The organism is Glycomyces paridis (assembly GCF_004912155.1).
Taxonomy (GTDB): Bacteria; Actinomycetota; Actinomycetes; order Mycobacteriales; family Micromonosporaceae; genus Glycomyces; species Glycomyces paridis.
This window is the reverse complement of sequence record NZ_STGX01000006.1, coordinates 217,712-239,017: the sequence shown is the minus strand read 5'-3', so window position 1 is coordinate 239,017 and position 21,306 is coordinate 217,712. Positions and strand designations below refer to the sequence as shown.

At 71.6% G+C, this 21,306-nt stretch carries 20 protein-coding genes and 1 tRNA gene; 11 read left to right on the top strand and 10 right to left on the bottom strand.

The features are described from left to right. Nucleotides 1-457 precede the first annotated feature (457 nt). A complete protein-coding gene (locus E9998_RS10355; RefSeq protein WP_158299770.1) occupies nucleotides 458-955 on the bottom strand; it encodes an Hsp20/alpha crystallin family protein in 498 nt (165 codons plus the stop codon). 210 nt (nucleotides 956-1,165) lie between these two features. Between E9998_RS10355 and E9998_RS10350 the strand changes: the two genes are divergently transcribed. Continuing rightward, complete coding sequence (locus tag E9998_RS10350; protein ID WP_136529624.1) at nucleotides 1,166-3,142, top strand: TPM domain-containing protein; 1,977 nt, start codon at nucleotides 1,166-1,168, stop codon at nucleotides 3,140-3,142. Between the two features lie 52 nt (nucleotides 3,143-3,194). Then, nucleotides 3,195-3,908, top strand: a complete 714-nt coding sequence (locus E9998_RS10345; protein ID WP_136529623.1) for a PspA/IM30 family protein — start codon at nucleotides 3,195-3,197, stop codon at nucleotides 3,906-3,908. A gap of 44 nt (nucleotides 3,909-3,952) precedes the next feature. On the opposite strand, the gene E9998_RS10340 is transcribed toward E9998_RS10345, so the two are convergent. Beyond that, on the bottom strand, nucleotides 3,953-4,447 hold the full coding sequence (locus E9998_RS10340) for a GNAT family N-acetyltransferase (RefSeq protein WP_136529622.1): 495 nt from the start codon (nucleotides 4,445-4,447) through the stop codon (nucleotides 3,953-3,955). Between the two features lie 122 nt (nucleotides 4,448-4,569). Between E9998_RS10340 and E9998_RS10335 the strand changes: the two genes are divergently transcribed. Continuing rightward, nucleotides 4,570-5,544, top strand: coding sequence for a phosphotransferase family protein (locus E9998_RS10335; protein ID WP_136529621.1), 975 nt, complete (start codon nucleotides 4,570-4,572; stop codon nucleotides 5,542-5,544). A 46-nt stretch (nucleotides 5,545-5,590) separates the two neighbouring features. Here E9998_RS10335 and E9998_RS10330 read toward each other — a convergent pair whose 3' ends face one another. From E9998_RS10330 to E9998_RS10315, 4 genes are all read right to left on the bottom strand, one after another. After that, nucleotides 5,591-6,070, bottom strand: coding sequence for a DUF4188 domain-containing protein (locus tag E9998_RS10330; RefSeq protein ID WP_204745365.1), 480 nt, complete (start codon nucleotides 6,068-6,070; stop codon nucleotides 5,591-5,593). Between the two features lie 113 nt (nucleotides 6,071-6,183). Further along, entirely contained in the window at nucleotides 6,184-8,571 is a 2,388-nt protein-coding gene (locus E9998_RS10325; protein WP_136529619.1) for a phosphoketolase family protein, read from the bottom strand. Nucleotides 8,572-8,643: 72 nt separating this feature from the next. Next, complete coding sequence (locus E9998_RS10320; protein WP_136529618.1) at nucleotides 8,644-8,889, bottom strand: hypothetical protein; 246 nt, start codon at nucleotides 8,887-8,889, stop codon at nucleotides 8,644-8,646. Further along, nucleotides 8,889-9,257, bottom strand: a complete 369-nt coding sequence (locus E9998_RS10315; RefSeq protein WP_136529617.1) for an ArsR/SmtB family transcription factor — start codon at nucleotides 9,255-9,257, stop codon at nucleotides 8,889-8,891. Before E9998_RS10315 ends, E9998_RS10320 begins: the two co-directional genes overlap by 1 nt. A gap of 113 nt (nucleotides 9,258-9,370) precedes the next feature. Here E9998_RS10315 and E9998_RS10310 point away from each other — a divergent pair, with 113 nt between their 5' ends. From E9998_RS10310 to E9998_RS10295, 4 genes are all read left to right on the top strand, one after another. Then, nucleotides 9,371-10,057 (top strand): GNAT family N-acetyltransferase, encoded by a 687-nt coding sequence (locus tag E9998_RS10310; protein ID WP_136529616.1) that lies wholly within the window; start codon nucleotides 9,371-9,373, stop codon nucleotides 10,055-10,057. Further along, nucleotides 10,054-10,725: a GNAT family N-acetyltransferase gene (locus E9998_RS10305; protein WP_136529615.1), complete on the top strand. Its 672-nt coding sequence runs from the start codon at nucleotides 10,054-10,056 to the stop codon at nucleotides 10,723-10,725. The genes E9998_RS10310 and E9998_RS10305 overlap by 4 nt, the downstream gene beginning before the upstream one ends. A gap of 88 nt (nucleotides 10,726-10,813) precedes the next feature. Beyond that, nucleotides 10,814-10,886 (top strand) — tRNA-Gly (locus tag E9998_RS10300). A gap of 354 nt (nucleotides 10,887-11,240) precedes the next feature. Further along, nucleotides 11,241-12,071, top strand: coding sequence for a D-glucuronyl C5-epimerase family protein (locus tag E9998_RS10295; protein WP_136529614.1), 831 nt, complete (start codon nucleotides 11,241-11,243; stop codon nucleotides 12,069-12,071). A 36-nt stretch (nucleotides 12,072-12,107) separates the two neighbouring features. On the opposite strand, the gene E9998_RS10290 is transcribed toward E9998_RS10295, so the two are convergent. From E9998_RS10290 to E9998_RS10280, 3 genes are all read right to left on the bottom strand, one after another. Next, nucleotides 12,108-12,758, bottom strand: a complete 651-nt coding sequence (locus tag E9998_RS10290; RefSeq protein WP_204745364.1) for a TetR/AcrR family transcriptional regulator — start codon at nucleotides 12,756-12,758, stop codon at nucleotides 12,108-12,110. Nucleotides 12,759-12,863: 105 nt separating this feature from the next. Beyond that, nucleotides 12,864-14,336, bottom strand: coding sequence for an MFS transporter (locus E9998_RS10285; RefSeq protein WP_204745363.1), 1,473 nt, complete (start codon nucleotides 14,334-14,336; stop codon nucleotides 12,864-12,866). Nucleotides 14,337-14,491: 155 nt separating this feature from the next. Continuing rightward, nucleotides 14,492-14,674, bottom strand: coding sequence for a hypothetical protein (locus E9998_RS10280; protein ID WP_136529613.1), 183 nt, complete (start codon nucleotides 14,672-14,674; stop codon nucleotides 14,492-14,494). A 315-nt stretch (nucleotides 14,675-14,989) separates the two neighbouring features. On the opposite strand from E9998_RS10280, the gene E9998_RS10275 reads away from it, so the two are divergent. From E9998_RS10275 to E9998_RS10265, 3 genes are all read left to right on the top strand, one after another. Next, the gene (locus E9998_RS10275) at nucleotides 14,990-16,135 is read left to right on the top strand and encodes a citrate synthase/methylcitrate synthase (RefSeq protein ID WP_136529612.1); all 1,146 of its coding nucleotides are present in this window, start codon (nucleotides 14,990-14,992) and stop codon (nucleotides 16,133-16,135) included. Nucleotides 16,136-16,411: 276 nt separating this feature from the next. Beyond that, complete coding sequence (gene pta / locus E9998_RS10270; RefSeq protein ID WP_240037557.1) at nucleotides 16,412-18,469, top strand: phosphate acetyltransferase; 2,058 nt, start codon at nucleotides 16,412-16,414, stop codon at nucleotides 18,467-18,469. Between the two features lie 31 nt (nucleotides 18,470-18,500). After that, nucleotides 18,501-19,685, top strand: coding sequence for an acetate/propionate family kinase (locus tag E9998_RS10265; RefSeq protein WP_136529610.1), 1,185 nt, complete (start codon nucleotides 18,501-18,503; stop codon nucleotides 19,683-19,685). A gap of 95 nt (nucleotides 19,686-19,780) precedes the next feature. Here the strand turns inward: E9998_RS10265 and E9998_RS10260 are convergent, their stop codons facing one another. After that, a complete protein-coding gene (locus E9998_RS10260; protein WP_091043033.1) occupies nucleotides 19,781-20,215 on the bottom strand; it encodes an SsgA family sporulation/cell division regulator in 435 nt (144 codons plus the stop codon). A 398-nt stretch (nucleotides 20,216-20,613) separates the two neighbouring features. Between E9998_RS10260 and E9998_RS10255 the strand changes: the two genes are divergently transcribed. Next, complete coding sequence (locus tag E9998_RS10255; RefSeq protein WP_136529609.1) at nucleotides 20,614-21,282, top strand: O-methyltransferase; 669 nt, start codon at nucleotides 20,614-20,616, stop codon at nucleotides 21,280-21,282. The last annotated feature ends 24 nt before the right edge of the window (nucleotides 21,283-21,306 follow it).

The window sequence follows — 21,306 nt, the reverse complement described above, 5'->3', positions numbered from 1 at the left end:
GCAGGTTCTCATCGATCGTTCCAACAGTGGCCAGGAAACCCACCGTCCACGCGGCGAAGGAGAAGCGTGTGCAGTCCCGGCAGTCACAGCAGTTTTCAAAGGAAGAATCCAGACTCCTCTGTTGTCTCATATCAGCACCCAATCAGGAAGTGGCGGCCGAATGGCTGGGGTTCACACCGACCCACCTGAGGCGCCTCCTCCGCGAATTGAGAACACGACTGAACGTCGACACCAATGAGCAGTTGATAGTCCTCGCTCTCGTGAACGGAGCGGTGGACCCAGTGAAAGTACTTCCATATAAACATTGAATAGTGGATGCACCGGCGGGAGAGGGGGACTCCGGCCGCAGGAAGACCGCACCGGGGTGGGACGCCGGAGCGGGAGCCCTCGAAACGAACGCGCGCACGGCGAAGGGCCCCGGATCACTCCGGGGCCCTTCGGCGTTCCTCTCACGGACCTACTCGGCCGCGGCCTCGTCCGTCGCCTCTTCGGCCGCGCCCTCGATCACCGGCGCGACGCCGTTGACAGGGATGCGCCGCGCCTGCGGCGCCGGCTTGACCGCCCCCGCGACGCGCACCTGGAGGAGCCCGTCGGCGACCTCGGCGCTCACCTGCTCGGCGCTCGTGCCCTCCGGGAGCGTGAACTCGCGGCTGAACGAACCGGCCGACAGGCCGCGCACGAGATAGCGGTCGCCCTCGGCGGCCTCGCGCGCCTTGCGCTCGGCGGTGATCGAGAGCCTGCGGCCCTCGACCTCCACCGTCACGTCCTCGGGGCTCACGCCCGGGACGGCGGCGGTGACCACGAGGTCCTCGCCCTCGGTGTAGACGTCGGCGCGCAGCGAGCTCTGCACGGCGGCGCGCTTGAAGCCGAGCCGGACCAGACGCTCGAACTCGCGGTTGAAGTGCTGGTCGATCTGGCGGTACGCGGCTTGCGGGTGCTGGTAGCGAACGATCATGGTGGCTGTCCCCTTCCTCAGGATTAGCACTCCCAACCCGAGAGTGCTAATGACACCTACAGCGCCGCACGGCCCCCGAATATTTCTCCCGTGACGCGGACCACCCGCCGACTCCGGTCCCGTCCTCCGGCCCAAATCCTCGATACCACGGCTTGAACAGGGCATTCGCTCCTAGACTGACACCGATTCCGACCAAGGGGGTGCGTGCGGATGCGTTCGATCCAGGCGGCGCTGGCGGCGCTGGCGGGCCTCGCCCTCCTCTCCTTCGCCACCCCGGCGGCGGCGACCGCGCCGATCGTCCTCACCGGCGAGGTCACCGACCAGGTCGGCGCCGTCACGGGCCAGGAGGACCAGATCGAGGACGCCATCGCGGACCTCAAGGCCGACACCGGCATCGGCCTCTTCGTGGCCTACATCGAGGACTTCGGCGGCTACCGGCCGCAGGAGTGGGCCGACACGACCGCCGTCGACTCGGGCCTGGGCACCGACGACCTCCTCCTGGTCATCGCCACCGGCGAGCGCCGCTACACCTGGTCGGTCGCCGCGGGCTTCCCGCTCACCGACTCCCAGCTCAACGAGGTCGCCTCCGGGCGCATCGCCCCCGAACTCGCCGACGAGGACTGGGCGGGCGCCGCGATCGGCGCCGCCGAGGGCTACAAGGCCGCCGCCACCGGCGGCAGCGCCTCCGGCTCCTCCAGTGCGATCGTGTGGGTCCTCGTCCTCCTCGCGCTCGCCGCCGTCGTGATCCTCGTCGTCGTGTGGCGCCGCCGCCGCACCGCCAAGGCCGTCGGCGCCCCCAGCGCCGCCAAGCAGCGCAAGCTGAGCACCGAGGAGCTGAACACCGAGGCCAACCGGCTCCTGGTCGAGACCGACGACGCCATCCGCACCAGCGAGCAGGAGCTCGGCTTCGCCGAGGCCGAGTTCGGCGCCGACCAGACCGCCGCGTTCGCCGCGGCCCTCGCCGCCGCCAGAGCCGGGCTCGGCGACTCCTTCAAGCTCCGCCAGGAACTCGACGACGACGTGCCCGAGACCGAGCCGCAGCGCCGCGAGATGCTCGCGGCCGTCATCGACAAGCTCGTCAAGGCCAACAAGGGCCTCGACGACAAGGCCGCCGGGTTCGAGCGGCTCCGCGACCTCGGACGCCGCGCCCCCGAAGCCGCCGCCGCCGTCAGGGAGCGCGGCGCCGCCCTCGCCCCTAAACTCGTCGCCGCCCGCGAGGCCATCGGCGCGCTCCAGGGGCGCTACGCCGCCTCCGCGGTCGCCACCGTCCGCGACTTCCCCGCCACCGCCGAGGACCGCCTGCGCTTCGCGGGCGAGCGCCTCGCCGAGGCCGAGGGCGCGGTGGCCGCCGAGGAGCGCGGCCGGGCCGCGGTCCAGGTCCGGGCCGCCGAGGAGGCCACCGCCCAGGCCGAGCAGGCCGTGGACGCGGTCCTGCGCCGCTCTGAGGAGCTCGACGCCGCCGCCGCGCGGCTGCCCGCCCTCCTGGACGAGTCCGACGCGGACGCCGCCGAGGCCGAACGCCTCGCCGCCGGCGCCCGCACCGGCCCGGAGACGGCCGCGAAGGCCGCCCGCCTGCGCGAGGTCGCCGCCGAGATCCGCGCCGCCGAAGGCCCGGTCGACCCGCTCGAATCCGTCGCGGCCCTCGAACGGGCCTCGGCCGAGCTCGACCGCGAACTGGCGGCGCTGCGCGACGCGGTGCAGAACGCCCAGCGCGCCCACGAGCAGCTCGACCGGGTCCTCATGAGCGCGCAGAGCACCACCGCGGCCGTCGAGGACTACGTGAACACCAACCGCGGCGCCGTCGGCCCCCAGGCCCGCACCCGCCTCAACGAGGCCAAGCAGGAGCTCTCGCAGGCCCTGGCGCTCAGGGAGGCCGACCCGGTCCAGGCGCTGGAGCGCGGGCACCGGGCCGACGAGCTCGCCAACGCCGCCTCGGCCGCCGCCCAGCGCGACGTCCAGGGCTACCTCGCGCCGAGCAACCCGAACAAGGGCGGACCGGCCGGAGGCTCGAACGCCGGGGCGATCCTCGGCGGCATCCTCCTGGGCGGGATGCTCGGCGGCGGCGGCCGGTCCTCGGGGGGCTTCGGCGGCGGCTACTCCGGCGGCTCGGGCCGCCGGCGCGGCGGCGCGGGCTCCTTCGGCGGCGGCGCGACCCGCGGCAGGCGCGGGGGCGGCGGCCGATTCTGAACCCGGGGGCCCGCCGGGCGTCCCGTGACCGTGTCGAACCCTAGGAGGGGGCATGACCAAGAAGCAGTCGATCTTCGGGCGGATCGGGCAGCTCGTGAAGGCGAACATCAACGACGTCATCGACAACGCCGAGGACCCGGAGAAGATGCTCGCGCAGATGGAGCGCGACTACAAGAACAGCATCGCCGACGCCGAGGGCTCCATCGCCGAGACCATCGGGAACCTGCGGCTCATGGAGGACGACCACGAGTCCGACCGCCAGGCCGTCGAGGAGTGGGGCACCAAGGCCCGCAACGCCAGCGCGAAGGCCGACCAGCTCCGCGAGTCCGGGAACACCGCCGAGGCCGACCGCTTCGACAACCTCGCGAAGGTCGCCCTCGGCAAGCAGATCGGGTTCGAGAAGGAGATGAAGGACGCCGAGCCGGTCATCGCGAGCCAGAACGAGGTGGTCGAGAAGCTCAAGCAGTCGCTCACCACGATGAAGTCGAAGCTCGCCGAGCTCCAGTCCAAGCGCAGCAGTCTGGCGGCGCGGCAGAAGACCGCGCAGGCGCAGAAGCAGGTCACCGAGGCGCTCGGCAGCATCGACGTGATGGACCCGCTCAGCGAGGTGAGCCGCTTCGAGGAGAAGGTCCGCCGCGAGGAGGCGAAGGTCCGCGGCCAGCAGGAGATCGCCATGTCCTCGCTGGACAACCAGTTCGAGGACCTCGACTCCCTCGGTGACGAGGCCGAGATCGAGGCGCGCATGGCGGCGCTGAAGGCGCGGTGACGGCCGCGGCGGCGGGGCCCCGCGGGGCCCCGCCGCCGAACCGCTCACAGCTCCAGGCGCCACACCTGCCCGGTCAGGTCCTCCTGCCCGAACAGCTGCACCGGCTCCTCGCTCGTCAGCGTGAACCCCGCGGCCTGGTACAGGCGCCGCGCCGCGGCGAGCATCGACACCGTCCACAGCTCCATCGACGTGTAGCCGCGTTCGCGCGCGTATGCCACGCACGCCTCCACGAGCATCGCCCCGACGCCAGCGCCGCGCGCCGACGGCTCGACCCACAGCAGCCGCAGCTTCGCCGTGCCCGACCCCGCGTCGACGCACACGATCGACCCGACCGGGGCGCCGTCGATCTCCGCGATCCAGCCGCGCTCGCGCTCGGGGTCGTGGGCGGCGGCGAAGTCGGCGGCGATCCGCGCCACCAGCGCCTCGTACTCGCCGTTCCAGCCGTAGTGCTCCGCGTACCCCTTGCCCTGGCTGTAGACGATCCAGCCCAGGTCCCCGGGGCGCAGGCCCCGCAGGACCGGCGCAGACGCTTCGGTCATGGCCGCCTCCCATCGACGAGTGTCGGTCCACGCTACGGCCCGCGACGGTGCGGGACAAGCGGACCGACGCTCCGTCCGTATTACCGATTGCCACCCGCCCTCCGCGCGGCGAGAATGGCGCGATGGAGATCGCCATCCGCCCGCGCCTCGACCGCGCCGCCGTCGAAGCCCTCGTCCGCGACCGCCTCGGCCCCGACCTGGAGTTCACCGCGCACGAGGAGTTCACCGACGGGTTCTTCAACGCCGCGCACGCGCTCGACACCGCCGACGGGCGCCGCCTCGTCGTCAAGGTCGCCCCCGCCAAGGGCCTCAAGCTGCTGCGCTACGAGGTCGACCTCATGGCGACCGAGATCGAGTGCTTCGAGCGCGCGATCGCCGCGGGCGTGCCGATGCCGCGGCTGTGGCACGGCGACCCCGAGGGCGGCGTCATGATCATCGACCGCGTCGAGGGCCGCTTTCCGCACAAGGTCCGCGACGAGCTCACCGACGCCGAACGGCTCGACCTGCGCCGCGACATCGGCGCCACCGGCGCCCTGTTCGCGCGTGTCACCGGCGAGCGTTTCGGCTACCCGCGCGCGAGCGGGCGCACCGTCGCCGACACCTGGGGCGAGTCCTTCCTCGCGATGGTCGGCGACGTCCTCGCCGACATCGCCGAGCAGGACCTCACCCCGCCGCGCCCCGTCCCCGAACTCGCGGCCCTCTTCGAAGCCGAACGCGCCCTCCTCGACGAGGTCACCCGCCCCGCGCTCGTCCACTTCGACCTGTGGGACGGCAACATCTTCGTGCACCGCACCGAGGACGGCTGGCGGGTGCGCGCCTTCATCGACGGCGAGCGCGCCTTCTACGGCGACCCGATCGCCGAACTCGTCTCGCTCCAGTTCGTCCCCGAGGAGGAGTTCGCCGCCGTCGTGGACGGCTTCCTCGGCCGCGCCCTGACGGCGGGGGAGGAGCGGCGCCTCGCGCTCTACCGCATGTACCTCATGCTCATCCTCATCGCCGAGTGCGGCCCCCGCGGCTTCGACGCCGAACTCACCGCCCACCAGACGAAGTGGGCCACCGAGACCCTCGTCCGCGACCTCGCCCGCCTCACGGACTGACCGTGCACCTCGCCATTCGCCCGCGCCGCCGGGCGGCGGGCGTGACTCAGTGGACGCCGCCGGTCTCGTGGTGGTGGTCGTCGGGGTCGGTGCGGGCCGCGTCCTTCTCCTTGGTGGCCTTGGCGAGACCGTAGGGCGGCATGTTGACGTAGGAGGTCTCGTGGGCGCCGGCGGGGACGCGGTAGAGCTCGTGCCACAGGCCCACGTCGCCGTTGTCCTTGACCTCGCGGTTGAACCGCTTCCAGAAGCCGCGGTGCGAGTGGACCTGGGAGTGCGCGTAGCGTTCGAGGTGTTCGGCGCTGCGCCAGTACTGGACGACGGCGACGACGCGGCCGCCGACCATGACGCGGGAGTCGAGCAGGCCGAGTTCGGGGTCCTCCAGCTCGCGCAGCATCTTGGGGATCGAGGCGAGGACCGGCAGCCACCTGCCGACCTTCCAGAGCTTGTTGATCCGTACGCCGACCGTGAAGACCACGAGGTCCTCGTCGTGGTCGGCCACGACGCGACCGGGCCTGACCTTCGCCACGTGCAGCCTCCTGGGGGTTCGCGAGTACGCCTCCCGTCAGGTCTACCAGGTGTGCACGTGCGGCTCAAGGGGCGAGCCGAAACCGTCTACATGGTCTTATATTGGGGCGCAAGCTAACCAGGCCAGCTCCACTGCGCGACCTCGGGCTGGTCCTCGCCGTGGGTGCGGGTGTGCTCGCGGGCGGCGTGGCGGGCGTCGACCATCTGCTGGCGCAGCCCGGCGGCGTTGGGGCCGAGGCCGGGGACGCGGTCGACGACGTCCATGACGAGGCGGAACCGGTCGAGGTCGTTGAGCATGACCATGTCGAACGGCGTAGTGGTGGTGCCCTCCTCCTTGTAGCCGCGCACGTGGATGTTGTCGTGGTTGGTGCGCCGGTAGGTGAGGCGGTGGATGAGCGTCGGGTAGCCGTGGAAGGCGAACAGGACCGGCCGGTCGGTGGTGAAGACCGTGTCGAACTGGCGGTCGCCGAGGCCGTGCGGGTGCTCGGTGTCGGGTTGGAGGCGCATGAGGTCCACGACGTTGACCACCCGGACCCTGAGGTCGGGGAGGGCCTTGCGGAGGATGTCGGCGGCGGCGAGGACCTCCAGGGTCGGCACGTCCCCGGCGCAGGCGAGCACGACGTCCGGCGAGCGGCCCTCGTCGGTGGAGGCCCATTCCCAGATCCCAAGGCCCCGTTCGCAGTGGCGCACCGCCTCGTCCATGCTCGTGTACTGGAGCGAGGGCTGCTTCCCGGCGACCACCACGTTGACGTACTGCCGCGAGCGCAGGCAGTGGTCCATCGTGGACAGCAGGGTGTTGGCGTCCGGCGGCAGGTAGACGCGGACGATGTCGGGCTTCTTGTTCATGACGTGGTCGATGAAGCCCGGGTCCTGGTGGGAGAACCCGTTGTGGTCCTGGCGCCACACGTGGCTCGACAGCAGGTAGTTGAGCGAGGCGATCGGGCGGCGCCACGGGATGGCCCGCGAGGCGTCGAGCCACTTGGCGTGCTGGTTGAACATGGCGTCGACGATGTGGATGAACGCCTCGTAGGAGGTGAAGAGGCCGTGGCGGCCGGTGAGCAGGTAGCCCTCCAGCCAGCCCTCGCACAGGTGCTCGGAGAGGACCTCCATGACGCGCCCGTGCGGGGCCTGGTGAGCGTCGGTGGGCAGGATCTCGGCCTCCCACTGCCGGTCGGTGGTCTCGAAGGCGGCGTCGAGGCGGTTGGACTCGACCTCGTCGGGCCCGAAGAGCCGGAAGCGGTCGGGGTTGGCGGCGATGACGTCGCGCAGCCACGCGCCGAGCGCCCGCGTGGCCTCGGCGGTGGTGCGGCCGTGGCCCTCGACGGCCACGCCGTACTCGCGGTAGTCGGGGAGCACGAGGTCGCGCAGCAGGAGGCCGCCGTTGGCGTGCGGGTTGGCGCTCATGCGCGCCTCGCCGCGCGGCGGGAGCCCCAGCAGGCCCTCGACGGGCTTGCCGGTGGCGTCGAACAGCTCCTCGGGCCGGTACGAGCGCATCCACGCCTCCAGCATCGCGAGGTGCTCGGGGTTGTCGCGCACGCCCGCGAGCGGGACCTGGTGTGCCCGCCACGTGCCCTCCACCGGCAGGCCGTCGACTTCGGACGGACCGGTCCAGCCCTTCGGCGTCCGCAGGATCACCATCGGCCAGCGGGGGCGCACCGGCGCCCCGTTCGCGCGCCTCCTCGCGTCGGCGCGGACCTCGGCGATCCGGTCGAAGCACGCGTCGAAGGTCGCCGCGAGCGACTGGTGCACCTCGGCGGGGTCGTCGCCCTCGACCATGAACGGCTCGTAGCCGACACCGCGGAAGAAGGACACGCGGTCCTCGTCGGAGATGCGCGCGAACATGGTCGGGTTGGCGATCTTGTAGCCGTTGAGGTGCAGGATCGGCAGGACGGTGCCGTCGGAGACGGGGTTGAGGAACACGTTGGAGAGCCAGGACCCGGCGAGCGGGCCGGTCTCGGCCTCGCCGTCGCCCACGACGCAGGCCACCGTGAGGTCCGGGTTGTCGAACGCGGCCCCGTAGGCGTGCGAGAGTGCGTACCCGAGTTCGCCGCCCTCGTGAATGGAGCCGGGCACTTCGGCGGCGACGTGGGAGGGGATGCCGCCGGGGAAGGAGAACTGGCGGAACAGGCGCCGCATCCCGTCCTCGGAGTGGCCAACCGAGGGGTACAGCTCGGGGTAGGTGCCCTCCAGCCAGGTGTTCGCCACGATCGCGGGGCCGCCGTGGCCGGGGCCGGTCACGTAGATCATGTCGAGGCCGCGGGCGGTGATGCAGCGGTTGAGGTGCGCGTAGATGAGGCTCAGGCCGGGGCTGGTGCCCCAGTGGCCGAGCAGGCGCGGCTTGATGTGCTCGGCGCGCAGGGGTTCACGCAGGAGCGGGTTGTCGAGGAGGTAGATCTGGCCGACGGTGAGGTAGTTCGCCGCGCGCCAGTAGGCGTCGATGCGGTCGAGCTCCTCTTCGGAGAGCGGCGCGGTGCGCGCGGCGGCGCCGTGAGACGTGTCCATGCGTCCGAGCGTGCCGCATCGGGCGCGGGTTGACCGTGATTCACGAGAATTCCCCGCGCCCGACCCCGGGCGTCATTCCACCTCTTTGAGCATCCGCTCCACCGAGGCGAGCCGGCTCTTGACCTCGATCAGCGACGCGCGGATCTCGGAGGAGTCGAGGCTCGCCTTCTCGGCCAGCTCGCGGTAGTTCGCCTCGCGGGCGGCCGAGGCCTTCGCCTTCGAGGTGGTGGTGAACGCCAGGATCACCGTGATCACGATGGCGGTGATGAGCAGGAGGAATCCGAACGCGAACAGCATTCCGGCTTGTTCCATGGCCATTATTCAGTGTCCTTTCCTTTGTCGCCCGCCCGCGGCGGGGCGGGGTCGGGCAGCGTGGGCACCAGCGCCCTGATGACCTGCGGGGTGACCTCCAGTGCGAAGGGCACCGCCTCGAAGTACTTGACGGCCCTGCCGTCCTCGGCCAGTTCCAGCTCTCCGCGCACCAGGCCCGCGGCCTGGAGCTTCTGGAGGTGCATGTGGAGCAGCGGCCGGCTCATCCCCAGGTCGCGGGCGAGGCGGCTGACGTACTGCCGCCCGTCCGCGAGCGCGCCGAGGATGCGCAGCCGGTGCGGGTTCGCCAGCGCCCCGCAGGCGGCCAGCAGCACCGGGCCCGTCAGGGCCTGCGGCGAGAATTCCTCCGACGGCATATCAACCATCCTTGTCGTATGTAAGAAAAGTCTGACACATGTCAGCCGATGCTGCAACCGCGGGTCCGGCTTAATCGATTGCCGCATCGCCCACGCGCCGCCAGAATCGACCCATGCTCGCCGACCTCCTCCCGATCCTCAGGCTCCGCCTGCGCACCGAGCGCCTCGAACTGCGCCTCCTCGCCGACTACGGCGAGCTCGAAGCGCTCGCCCGCCTCGCCGCCGACGGCGTCCACGACCCCGGCTTCATGCCCTTCTCCAACCCGTGGACGGTCGGCGAGCCCGAGGCGATCCGCCGCGGCGTCGCCATCTGGTACCACCGCGCGATCGGCCGCTGGGACCCCGAGGACTGGGCGATCCCGTTCGTCGTCTTCTGCGACGGCGAGGTGATCGGCACCCAGGTCGTCGCCGGGAAGCGCTTCGCCCTCGCCCGCGAGGTCGACTCAGGCTCGTGGCTCGGCCTCGCCCACCAGGGCAAGGGCCTGGGCACCGAGATGCGCGCCGCCGTGCTCCACCTCGCCTTCGAAGGCCTCGGCGCCCAGACCGCCCGCAGCGGCTCCTACGTCGGCAACGACCCCTCGGAGCGCGTCTCCAAGCGGCTCGGCTACCGGCCCGACGGCGAGGAGTTCCACGTCGTCCAGGACCAGCGCCGCCACCTGCGCCGCTGGCGGGTCGGCCGCGAGGACTGGGAGGCGCACCGCCGCCACGACGTCGCCGTCGAAGGCCTCGACGCCGACGTCCTCGACATGCTCGGCCTCGGCGACGAGCTCGGCCCCGAAGAGAAAGAGGAGGAGTCGTGACGCTCGCCGACTACCTGCCGGTCTACCGCATCCGCCTGCGCACCGAGCGCCTCGAACTGCGCGTGCCCGACCTCGACGACCTCGTCGCGCTCGCCGACCAGGCCGCGGCCGGCATCCACGACCCGTCCTTCATGCCCTTCGCCGAGCCCTGGACCGACGCCCCGCCCCTCGAACGGGGCCGCGCCACCGTCCAGTACCAGATGCGCGCCGTCATGTCGGCCGCCCCCGAGGACTGGACCCTGCCGTTCGTCGCCGTCCACGAGGGAGCGGTCATCGGCATGCAGGAGATCGCCGCCAAGGAGTTCGCCCTGACCCGGGAGGTCCTCACCGGCTCGTGGCTCGGCCTTGCCCACCACGGCAGGGGCCTGGGCACCGAGATGCGCGCCGCCGTGCTCGCCTTCGCCTTCGACGGCCTCGGCGCCGAGTGGGCCACCAGCGCCTCGATGGAGGGCAACGGCCCCTCGCAGGGCGTCTCGCGCCGCCTCGGCTACCGCGCCGACGGCATCGCCCACCTCGTCGTCAAGGGCGAGCGCCGCACCGAGCGCCGCTGGCGACTCGGCCGCGGCGACTGGGAGGCCCACCGCGAGCACCCCGTCGCGATCGACGGCCTCGACGACGCGGCCCTGGCCGCCCTCGGCCTCGGCCCCGCCGAACCGCCCGCAGCGTGAGCCGCGCCCCAACCGGGGCCAAGGCCCCACGGGGCGCCGCCCGGCGATGCGATACAGTAATGCTCGTTCAGGGGGCAACCCCGCGAATGCGGACGTAGCGCAGTTGGTAGCGCGACACCTTGCCAAGGTGTAGGTCGCCGGTTCGATCCCGGTCGTCCGCTCAGATCCGAAGGGCCCGGCAGTCATGCCGGGCCCTTTCGCGTGCCCCGCTTCAACGCCGTACACCGCACGGAGTCGCCTCGCCGTACCTTGTACGGAATGACTTCGCCGTACAGCGTGCCTCGTACTTTGTACGAGGTCTTCTCTCCGTATGCCGTACGGGATTGGTGCTCCGTACGGCATACGGGACTGCAACCCGCCGTACGTCGTACGGCGTTCCGGTCGGCAGCTCTTCCGGTGAAGTTCATGCCGCATTCACCCCTGTCACCGTCTTGCGCCCGTACGCTGTCCGCACCCGTCCGACCGGTCGGACCCCGTACCGCCCCCGCCCGCACCGCAACGGAAGCACCCCGGACATGCAGCAGCCAGACCCCCGAATCACCGACTTCGCGCTGACCTCCGGGATCGACCCGTACCACCGCGACGTCGCGCTCCCCCTCCCCACCGACGACTGGGGCATCAACCTCTGGGAGCGCGCCGGGAAGCGCTACCGCCACCCGGTCCAGCAGACCCAGTTCGCGCTGTCGCTCCTCGGCGAGTACCGCGCCACCGGCGACCTCGGCAAGCTCGCGCTCGCCGACGCGAACGCCCGCGACCTGCTCGACCGCGCCGCGAACGGGTACGTCCTCCAGTACGGCTTCGACTTCCCCCTCCACGGCGACGCCGCCAACACCATCCACGCGCCCTGGCGCTCGGCGATGGCGCAGGGCCTCCTGCTCTCCCTGTCCACGCGCCTGTGGACGCTCGCCGAAGAACCCCGCTGGCTCGACGTGGCCGACGGCGTCTTCGCCACCCTCCTCGACGAGGACGCCGAGGACTGGGTGACCTTCACCGACGCCGAGGGCTTCACCTGGCTGGAGGAGTACGCCGGCGACGTCGAGCCGATGCGGGTCCTCAACGGCCACGTCTTCGCCATGTACGGGCTCTACGACTACTGGCACGCCACCAAGACCGACGAGGCCCTCACCCTGTTCAACAGGGCCGCCGCCACCGTCCTGCACTACGTGCCGAGGCTCCGGGTGCCCGGCGCGGCCTCCTGGTACGGGATGCGCGTCCAGGACAACCCGATCGCGCAGTCCCCCAAGTACCACCGCATCCACATCGGACAGCTCGGCCGCCTCGCCGACATGACCGGCTGCGACCGCTTCCGCGAACTCGCCGAGACCCTCCGCGAGGACTTCTCCTAACGGGCGCAAGGGAACCGAACACACCGGCTCACCCTGCTAACCCTCCCAGGAGGCCCCCGGCGGGACCCACCGCGCGCCCATCTCCTCGTCGGTCACCGGCGTCGACGGCAGCGGGCCCGACCCCGGCGCGCGCAGCGCCTGGAGGTGCAGCTCCAGCGTCCGCAGGCGCACCGCCCGGGTCCGCTCCGCGTCGCCGATCTCGATCGAGCAGACCGACTCGGTGACCATCTGCAAGTCGCCGTTCGCCACGTCCTCGCGCAGCACCCCCGCCGACTTGAACCGCTCCAGCATCGCCCGGTTGAGCTCGTCGCCCTCCACCGCCGCCTTGAACATGTCCTCGCTCGGCGTGAACGTCCCCGCCAGCCGCACCGTGATCGACGGCGTGTCCGCCGCGACCACGCCCCGCATGTACGCGCAGAACGCCTCCCACGGGTCGCCGTCGTCGTCCAGCGCCTCCCGCACCAGCTCCATGTACCGGTGCAGCCCGTCCGCGCAGAGCTTGCGCAGCAGGTCCTCCTTGCTCGGGTAGCGCCGGTACAGCGCGCTGATGCCGACCCCCGCGCGCTTGGCGACCTCGGCGATCGGCGCGGCCGGATCGGCCACGAACACCGCGTGCGCGGCCTCCAGGATGAGCTTGTCGTTGCGGGCCGCCTGCGCCTTGCGCCCGCTCATCGGCTTGTCGGTCATGATGGCATCCTAACTGGAACAGAGCGGTTCGTTCTGATCCGCTTCCCGTGAACGCGAGCGGACCGGCCGCGCCCGCGAGGGCCCGGCCGGTCGGCACGCCGAAACTCAGTGATCGGCCTTCGCCCGCTTCGGCAGCCCGAACGCGACCAGGAACGCCAGCACCGTCAAGGCGACCGTCAGGCCCGCCACCCACTGCGCCGCGCCCATCGCCTCGGCCGCCCCGCCGCCGATCGCGAACCGGCCGAAGAACACCGTCCCCAGCCCGGCCACGCCCAGCGCCGCCGCGCCCTGCTGGAACGACTCCAGCAGGCCCGCCGCCGAACCGACCTCGTGGTCCTCCAGGTCGCCGACGATGATCCCGAACAGCGGCACGAAGATCATGCCCATCCCGATCCCGTACACCAGCAGCGCGGGCGACAGCGCCCACGTCCCCGGCGCGGTCTCGGCGCCGAACTGGAGCCACACCACCGCGAGCCCGGCGGTCATCAGGCCCAGGCCCAGGTGGAGCACCCCGCGGCCGAGCCGGGGCGCCAGGCCCGCGCTGGCGCCGGAGCCGATGAACGCGCCGACCGCCCAGGCGGCCATGGCGATGCTGGCCTTGAGCGGTCCGAAGCCGAGCCCGAGCTGGAAGAACAGGCCGACGGCGAGCGAGAAGCCGGTGATGGAGCCGAAGAAGACGACCACGAACGCGATGCCGGAGGTGTACGAGCGCTTGGCGAAGACGCTCAGCTCGATGAGCGCGGTGCGCCCCGTCCGGGCGCGGCGGGCCTGGGTCCACGCGAAGAGCCCCAGGACCGGGACGGCGGCGACGACCATGGCGATCGACCAGGCGGGCCAGCCGAGTTCGCGGCCCTCGACGAGCGGCACGAGCAGCAGGCACATCCCGGCGGCGGCGATGAGCGCCCCGCCGAGGTCGAGCCGCAGGCCCTTCGCGGCGGGCGCCCCGGCGGGGAGGACCTTGGCGCCCAGGACGAGCGCGGCGAGGCCGAGGGGCAGGTTGACCAGGAAGATCGAGCGCCAGCCGGTGCCGAGGAGGTCGGCGTCCACCAGGAGGCCCGCGACGACGGGTCCGGCGATGGTGGCGAGGCCGATGAGCGGCCCGAACACTGCGTAGGCCTTGCCCATGTCGCGGCCGAACATGTCGCGGATGAGCCCGAAGCCCTGCGGCACCATGACGGCCGCGAAGATCCCCTGGACGACCCGCGCGGCCAGGAGGGTCTCGATGGACCCGGCCGCGCCGCAGGCGAGTGAGGCGGCGAGGAAGCCGACGAGGCCGACGAGCATGACCCGCCTGCGCCCGAACATGTCGCCGAGGCGCCCGCCGGTGAGCAGGCCGACGGCGAGGGCGAGGGTGTACCCGGCGGCGAGCCACTGGAGGGTGGCGGCGGTGCCGCCGAGGTCGGTGCGGATCGCCGGCGCGGCGACGTTCACGATCGAGGCGTCGAGGAGGTTGAGGAGCGTCGCGGCGAGGACGGCGACGAGGCCGAGCCAGCGCCGCGGGAAGGGCGCGGGCGCGTCGGCCCGGGCGCCGACGGCGTCGTCCGCGGCGGTGGGCGGGGTGTCGACTGCGATGGTCACGGCTGCCTCCGGAGGTCCGAGTTCAGTGGAACGGAACGTTTGATTCCACTATAGCAGACCGGAATGATCTGTTCCGTTCAAGGGGTCGACTTTTCCACGATCACGCTTGAACAGGGAAGACGCCCCTCGGTCCCGGCGGGCGAAGGGCGCCGGAGTCAGCTCTGCTGGCCCGCGTTCAGATAGCCGAAGATGATGATCATCGCGACCGCCACGATCACGAGCCACATCGTCGCCTTGCGGAACTTGTGGCGGGCCCCGGGGGAGAACCACATGACCGCGGCGATGAGGAGCAGCACTCCGACCACGACGCCGGGGGCGGCGCCCAAGTTGTCTTCCATCTCAGACCAATCACATCAGAGGGTGGCCGTGCACGGCCGGACCGCCGACCGCCCCACCATCATTCAGGCCCGCGCCCGGCCGGTCAACCCGCATCGCCGAATCGGCGACCCCGGTCTCACCACGAGCCGCCGAAGGCGCCGCCGCCGCGACCGCGACGCGATCGCGCGCCGTCGTTCAAGCCCGGCCCAGGCGAAATCCCGTAGGCTTTCAAGCGAATCGGACGGCACCGGCGACCGGTCGCGCCAGGCGACCGCGACGGGCCGCCACGGTTCGTCAACGTCCAGGTCACAGGCCTCGCCGAGGAGGAGCTCCCAATGACCGAGTTCATCGAAGTCCCCAAAGGCCTCGACCGCGTCATCGTCGCCGACACCGAGATCGGCGACGTCCGCGGCGAGGAGGGCTTCTACCACTACCGCCAGTACAACGCCGTCGAACTCGCCCGCCACTGCTCCTTCGAGCAGGTCTGGTACCTCATGACCCACGGCGCGCTGCCCACCCGCGCCCAGCTCGCCGCGTTCAAGGAGCGCGTCGCGCCCCACCGCGCGCTCACCCCGCAGCTGCGCGAACTCCTCCCGCACCTCGTCGGCGCCTCCCCGCTCGACGGCCTGCGCACCGCCCTCTCGGCCGCGTGCGCCGCCCGCCCGATGCGCCCGGTCCTCGACATCGACGAGGACGCCCGCGCCGAGGACGCCCTGTTCGCCTGCGCCGTCACGCCCGCCGTCCTCACCGCGATGTGGCGCCTCGGCCGCGGCGAGACCCCGCTCGACCCGCGGGCCGACCTCGGCTACGCCGCGAACTACCTGTACATGATGACCGGCGAGGTCCCCACCGCCGAGGCCGCGCGCGCGATCGAGCACTACCTCATCCTCACGATCGACCACGGCTTCAACGCCTCCACGTTCACCGCCCGCGTCATCGCCTCCACCGGCGCCGACGTCGGCGCCGCCCTCGTCGGCGCGATCGGCGCCCTCTCGGGGCCGCTGCACGGCGGCGCGCCCGCGCGGGCGCTCGACGCGCTCGACGCCATCGGCGGGCCCGACAACATCGACGCTTGGATCCGCGGCGAACTGGAGGCCGGGCGGCGCATCATGGGCTTCGGGCACAACGTGTACAAGACCGAGGACCCGCGCTCCAACCACCTGCGGGAGGTCGCCACCGAGTTCGGCGGGGACATCGTGGACTTCTCCAAGACCGTCGAGCGCCGCGTGGTCGAGATCCTCGCCGAGGTCAAGCCCGGCCGCAAGCTCTACACGAACGTCGAGTTCTACGCGGGCGTGGTCATGGAGCTCTCCGGGGTCCCGCGCCCGATGTTCACGCCCACCTTCACCACGAGCCGCGTGGTCGGCTGGAGCGCCAACATCCTCGAACAGGCCCGCGACTCCAAGATCATCCGCCCCCGCGCCCGCTACGTCGGCGCCCCGCCGCCCCAACCGGTCCCCGAAGGCGGCTTCGAGGACTGACCGCCCGTCACGGGCACCGTCCCCGAGCGACCCGGCGGCGCCCGGCCCGGCGCACCTGCCGCCCACACTTTCGGGTGACTCCGGCGCCGCCGAGCGGCGTTCTTGTCGGACCCGCGCGGAAGGATGGGCCTACCTTTCCCCGGGTGGGTGGGGGTTGGGGATGGTAGACGCCTCGACCTTCATCACCGACGCGCCGCATACGCGGGCCCAAGCTCACAGGTGAGCCCGGGCGCAGATCGGCTGCGGGGGTCGCACGGGGTGGATAGCGTTGGAGCCGTGGCTCAAAGTCTCTTTCTCGCCAGTCTGGACCCCAACAGCGGCAAGTCGACCGTCGCGGTCGGCGTCATGGACCTCCTCACCAGGAGGGCCGGGTCCGTCGCGGTCTTCCGGCCGATCGTCCGCGACGCCGACACCGCCTCGGGCGACCCCGTCATCACCCTGCTGCGCGACCGCTACCGGCTCACCGAACCCTACGAGGCCTCGGTGGGCGTCACCTACTCCGACGTCCGCGACGACGCCGACGCGGCGCTTACCCGGATCGTCGAGCGCTACCACGCGCTCGCCGACCGGCACGAGTTCGTCCTCGTCGTCGGCTCCGACTACTCCGATGTGGCCGCCTCCGTCGAGTTCACCTTCAACACGCGCGTCGCGGTCAACCTCGCCGCGCCCCTGCTCCTCGTCATCACCGGCTACCGCAAGACCCCCGCCGACATCGCCGCCGCCCTGCGCTTCGGCGTCGCCCAGGCCGAGGCCGACCACGCGACCGTCATCGGCACCGTCGTCAACCGCGTCGACCCCGCCGACGCCGACCTCGTCAAGGCCGCCCACCCCGGCACCGGCGTCATCGTCGACGACCCCGCCATCGAGGCCCCCACCGTCGCCGAACTCGTCGAAGCGGCCGACGCGACCCTCATCTCCGGCGACCCCGAGGTCCTCACCCGCACCGTCGGCGACGTGGTCGTCGCCGCCATGACCCTCCCCAACCTCCTCACGCGCCTCGCCGACGACAAGGCCGTGATCCTCCCCGGCGACCGCTCCGAAGTGCTCCTCGGCCTCCTCGCCGCCCACCTCGCCGAAGGCACCCCCAGCCTCGCCGCGGTCTTCCTCACCGGCGGCATCCGCCCCGAACCGCAGATCCTCGACATCGTCGCCGGACTCGACTCCCGCCTGCCGATCGCCCTCGTCCCGCACGACACCTTCGACATGGCCAACCTCGTCGGCGACGTCGCCGGCTCCCTCGCCGCCGGCGGCCAGGGCAAGATCACCCGCGCCCTCGAGGACTTCGCCGCCGGCGTCGACGGCGACGACCTCCTCGACCGCCTCGCACTGTCCAAACCCACCGTCGTCACCCCGATCATGTTCGAGCACTCCATGCTCGGACGCGCCAAAGCGCTCGACAAGCACATCGTGCTCCCCGAAGGCGCCGAACCGCGCATCCTTCAGGCCGCCGAGATCCTCCTGCGCCGCGACGTCGCCCGCCTCACCCTCCTCGGCGAGGAGTCCGCCATCCGCTCCCAGGCCGCGCAGCTCGGCGTCGACCTCGGGCGCGCCGCCATCCTCAACCCCGGCGACCACGAGATCCGCGAACGCTTCGCGAAGGAGTACGCGCGACTGCGCGCCCACAAGGGCGTCACCGTCGAGGCCGCCTACGACACCGTCGCCGACGTCTCCTACTTCGGCACCATGATGGTCCACACCGGCATGGCCGACGGCATGGTCTCCGGCGCCGTCCACACCACCGCCCACACCATCCGGCCCTCCTTCGAGATCATCAAGACCAATCCCGAAGTGGCCGTTGTCTCCTCGGTGTTCTTCATGTGCCTCGAAGACCGCGTCCTCGTCTACGGCGACTGCGCCGTCAACCCCAACCCCGATGCCGAGCAGCTCGCCGACATCGCGCTATCCTCTGCTGACACCGCCACCGAGTTCGGCGTGGAACCGCGCGTGGCGATGCTCTCCTACTCCACCGGCACCTCCGGCCGCGGCGAAGCCGTCGACAAGGTCCGGGAGGCCACCGAGATCGTCCGGTCCCGCCGACCGGACCTCCCGGTGGAGGGGCCCATCCAGTACGACGCCGCCGCCGACGCCGGCGTCGCGGGCACGAAGCTACCGCAGTCGCAAGTGGCGGGGAAGGCCACCGTCTTCATCGTCCCCGACCTGAACACCGGCAACAACCTGTACAAGGCCGTGCAGCGCTCCGCCGGCGCCATCGCCGTCGGCCCGGTCCTCCAGGGCCTCCGCAAGCCCGTGAACGACCTGTCCCGGGGCGCGACCGTGCCCGACATCGTCAACACCGTCGCACTGACCGCCATCCAGGCGAGCCGGACGGACTGAGCCCGCGGTCGGGCCGAGAAGGGGAACTTCCATGAGCGCACCGGTCCTGGTGGTCAACTCGGGGTCCTCGTCGATCAAGTACCAGCTGGTCGACGGCGAGACCCTCCAGGCGTCCACCTCAGGCCTCATCGAGCGCGTCGGGCAGTCCGAGTCGATCCTCACCCACCGGCACGGCGACGAGCGCACCGAACGCACCGCGCACATCGCCGACCACGCCGCCGGGCTCGAAGCCGTCGTCGCGGCCTTCGAGGAGCACGGCACGCCCCTGGCCGACGCCGGGCTCATCGCCGTCGCCCACCGCGTCGTCCACGGCGGCGAGCGCTTCGTGCAGCCCGTCGTCGTCGACGACGAGGTCGAAGCGGCCATCGACCGGCTCTCCTCCCTCGCGCCCCTGCACAACCCCGCGAACCTCGAAGGCATCCGCGTCGCCCGCAAGCTCTTCCCGCGCCTGCCCCAGGTCGCCGTCTTCGACACCGCCTTCCACGCCACCGTCCCTGAGAGGGCCCACCTCTACGCCGTCCCCGCCTCCTGGCGCGAGGACCACGGCGTGCGCCGCTACGGCTTCCACGGCACCTCGCACGCCTACGTCTCCCGCAAGGCCGCCGAAATGCTCGGCAGGCACCCCAAAGAGGTCAACGTGATCGTCGCCCACCTCGGCAACGGCGCCTCGGTGACCGCCGTCGAACGCGGCCGCTCCATCGACACCTCCATGGGCCTCACCCCGCTCGAAGGCCTCGTCATGGGCACCCGCTCGGGCGACATCGACCCGGCCATCGTCTTCCACATGCACCGCAGCACCGGCGCGAGCTTCGCCGACCTCGACGACGCCCTCAACAAGGAGTCCGGGATGCTCGCGCTGGCCGGGCAGATCGACATGCGCGTGGTCGAGGCCGCCGCCGAGGGCGGCGACCGCGCCGCCCAGATCGCGCTGGAGATCTACTGCTACCGCATCCGCAAGTACATCGGCGCGTACATCGCCGCGCTCGGCGGGGCCGACGCGATCGCGTTCACCGCCGGGATCGGCGAGAACAGCGCCGAGGTGCGCGCGGGCGCCCTCGGGTCGCTGACGGCGCTCGGGGTGCGGCTCGACGAGGCCGCCAACGCCGCCGGGGGACCGGTCATCTCCACCCCGGGCTCCCCGATCACCGTCATGGTCGTCCCCACCAACGAAGAGGGCGAGATCGCCGCCCAGACCACGGCGCTGCTGCGCAACTGAAAGGACACCCGGCGTTCGAAGCGCACGGGAACAGACGACGGAAAGGGCGGACCGGGCATCCCGGTCCGCCCTTTCGCGATGGCTGGAAAAGCGCTTCAGACGCCCCCGGCCAAGAGCTTCGTGAGGGTGGTGTCCATGTCCACATAGCCCGATTCGCGCCCGCGCGGCACCAGGCTGTAGGCGCGGCGCAGGAAGCGCTGCACCACCCCGCGGTTGATCTCGAAGAGGGCGTTCCCGTCGGGCGAGGAGAGCGCCAGCGCCACCGACTCGCCCCGCGGCGTCGTCCAGGGCCACACCCGCACGTCGCCGATCCCCGTGGGCTCCTCCAGGCCCTTCGCGAGCAGCTCGCGGGAGAACGACCAGGCCACCTGGTCGGCGTCGGTGCCGTCGGGGTGGAACATGACGCAGACCGCGTAGGGATCGTCCGGGTCGTAGCGCAGACTCGCGCGCACACTCACCGTCGCGAAATCGGGCGCGACGAGCCGCATGGTGGTGCCGATGTCGACGGTCGCCGATCGTGCCATGCTCATAGCGATACCCCCCAGTGTGCGACCGGCTCCCCCCGAAGCCGGTCGTCATTCCAGTCCGCCGCCGCACCGGAGAGCCGGATTCTCGGTCGCGAACAAGTCGTGATTCAGGTCTATCATTCAAGCCGTTGCACCGTACGACGATCAGCAAGACCGAGCCCGGCGCGTTCCGTTGATACAGGGGCAAAGTCTGACAAAAGACGACCCTTCATCCTCCGTCAATGCGGTAATTACAACAACAGGCTTCACCCATTAGCGGTACCATTCCGCGTTCTCCGATACGGGGCCGCAACGACCGGTCCGCGGCGGCGGCGAAAGTCCGGTTTTATCGAGGCGAGTCGGGCCCGGCCGCGGTGATAGCGTTTCACCGGAGTTCTCGGACACCTCGGAAGGGGCGAACCATGGGTCAGGCGCAATGGACCGAAGTCGACGTATTCCTCGGCTCGCTGCTCGTCGGCGAGGACGAGGTACTCGCGGAGGCGACCGCGGCCGCGCAGCGCGCGGGCCTCCCGCCGATCTCGATCTCGCCCGCCCAGGGCAAGCTCCTGTACCTGCTCGCCAAGACGCTCGGCGCCCGGCGCATCCTGGAGATCGGCACCCTCGGCGGTTACAGCGCGATCTGGATGGCGCGGGCCCTGCCCGCCGACGGCCACCTCGTCAGCCTCGAGTACAGCCCCAGGCACGCCGAGGTCGCCAGCGGGAACGTCGCCCGCGCCGGACTGGTCGGGACGGTGGAGATCCGCGTCGGCGACGCCGGGCAGAGCCTCCCCGCGCTCGCCGCCGAGGCGCCCGAGCCGTTCGACCTCGTCTTCATCGACGCCGACAAGGGCGGCTACCCGGCCTATCTGGAATGGGCCCTGCGCCTCACCCGGCCAGGGAGCCTCATCGTGGCCGACAACGTGGTCCGCGGCGGCGCGGTCGCCGACGGCCTCAGCCGCGACCCCAACGTGCGCGGCGTCCGCTCCTATCTGGAGCGCGTCGCGGCCCACCCGAAGCTGGAGGGCACCGTCATGCAGACCGTCGGCGTCAAGGGCTACGACGGCCTCTCGATCGCCCGCGTCCTCGACTGACGCCGGCCCCGCCGGAGCGCCCGC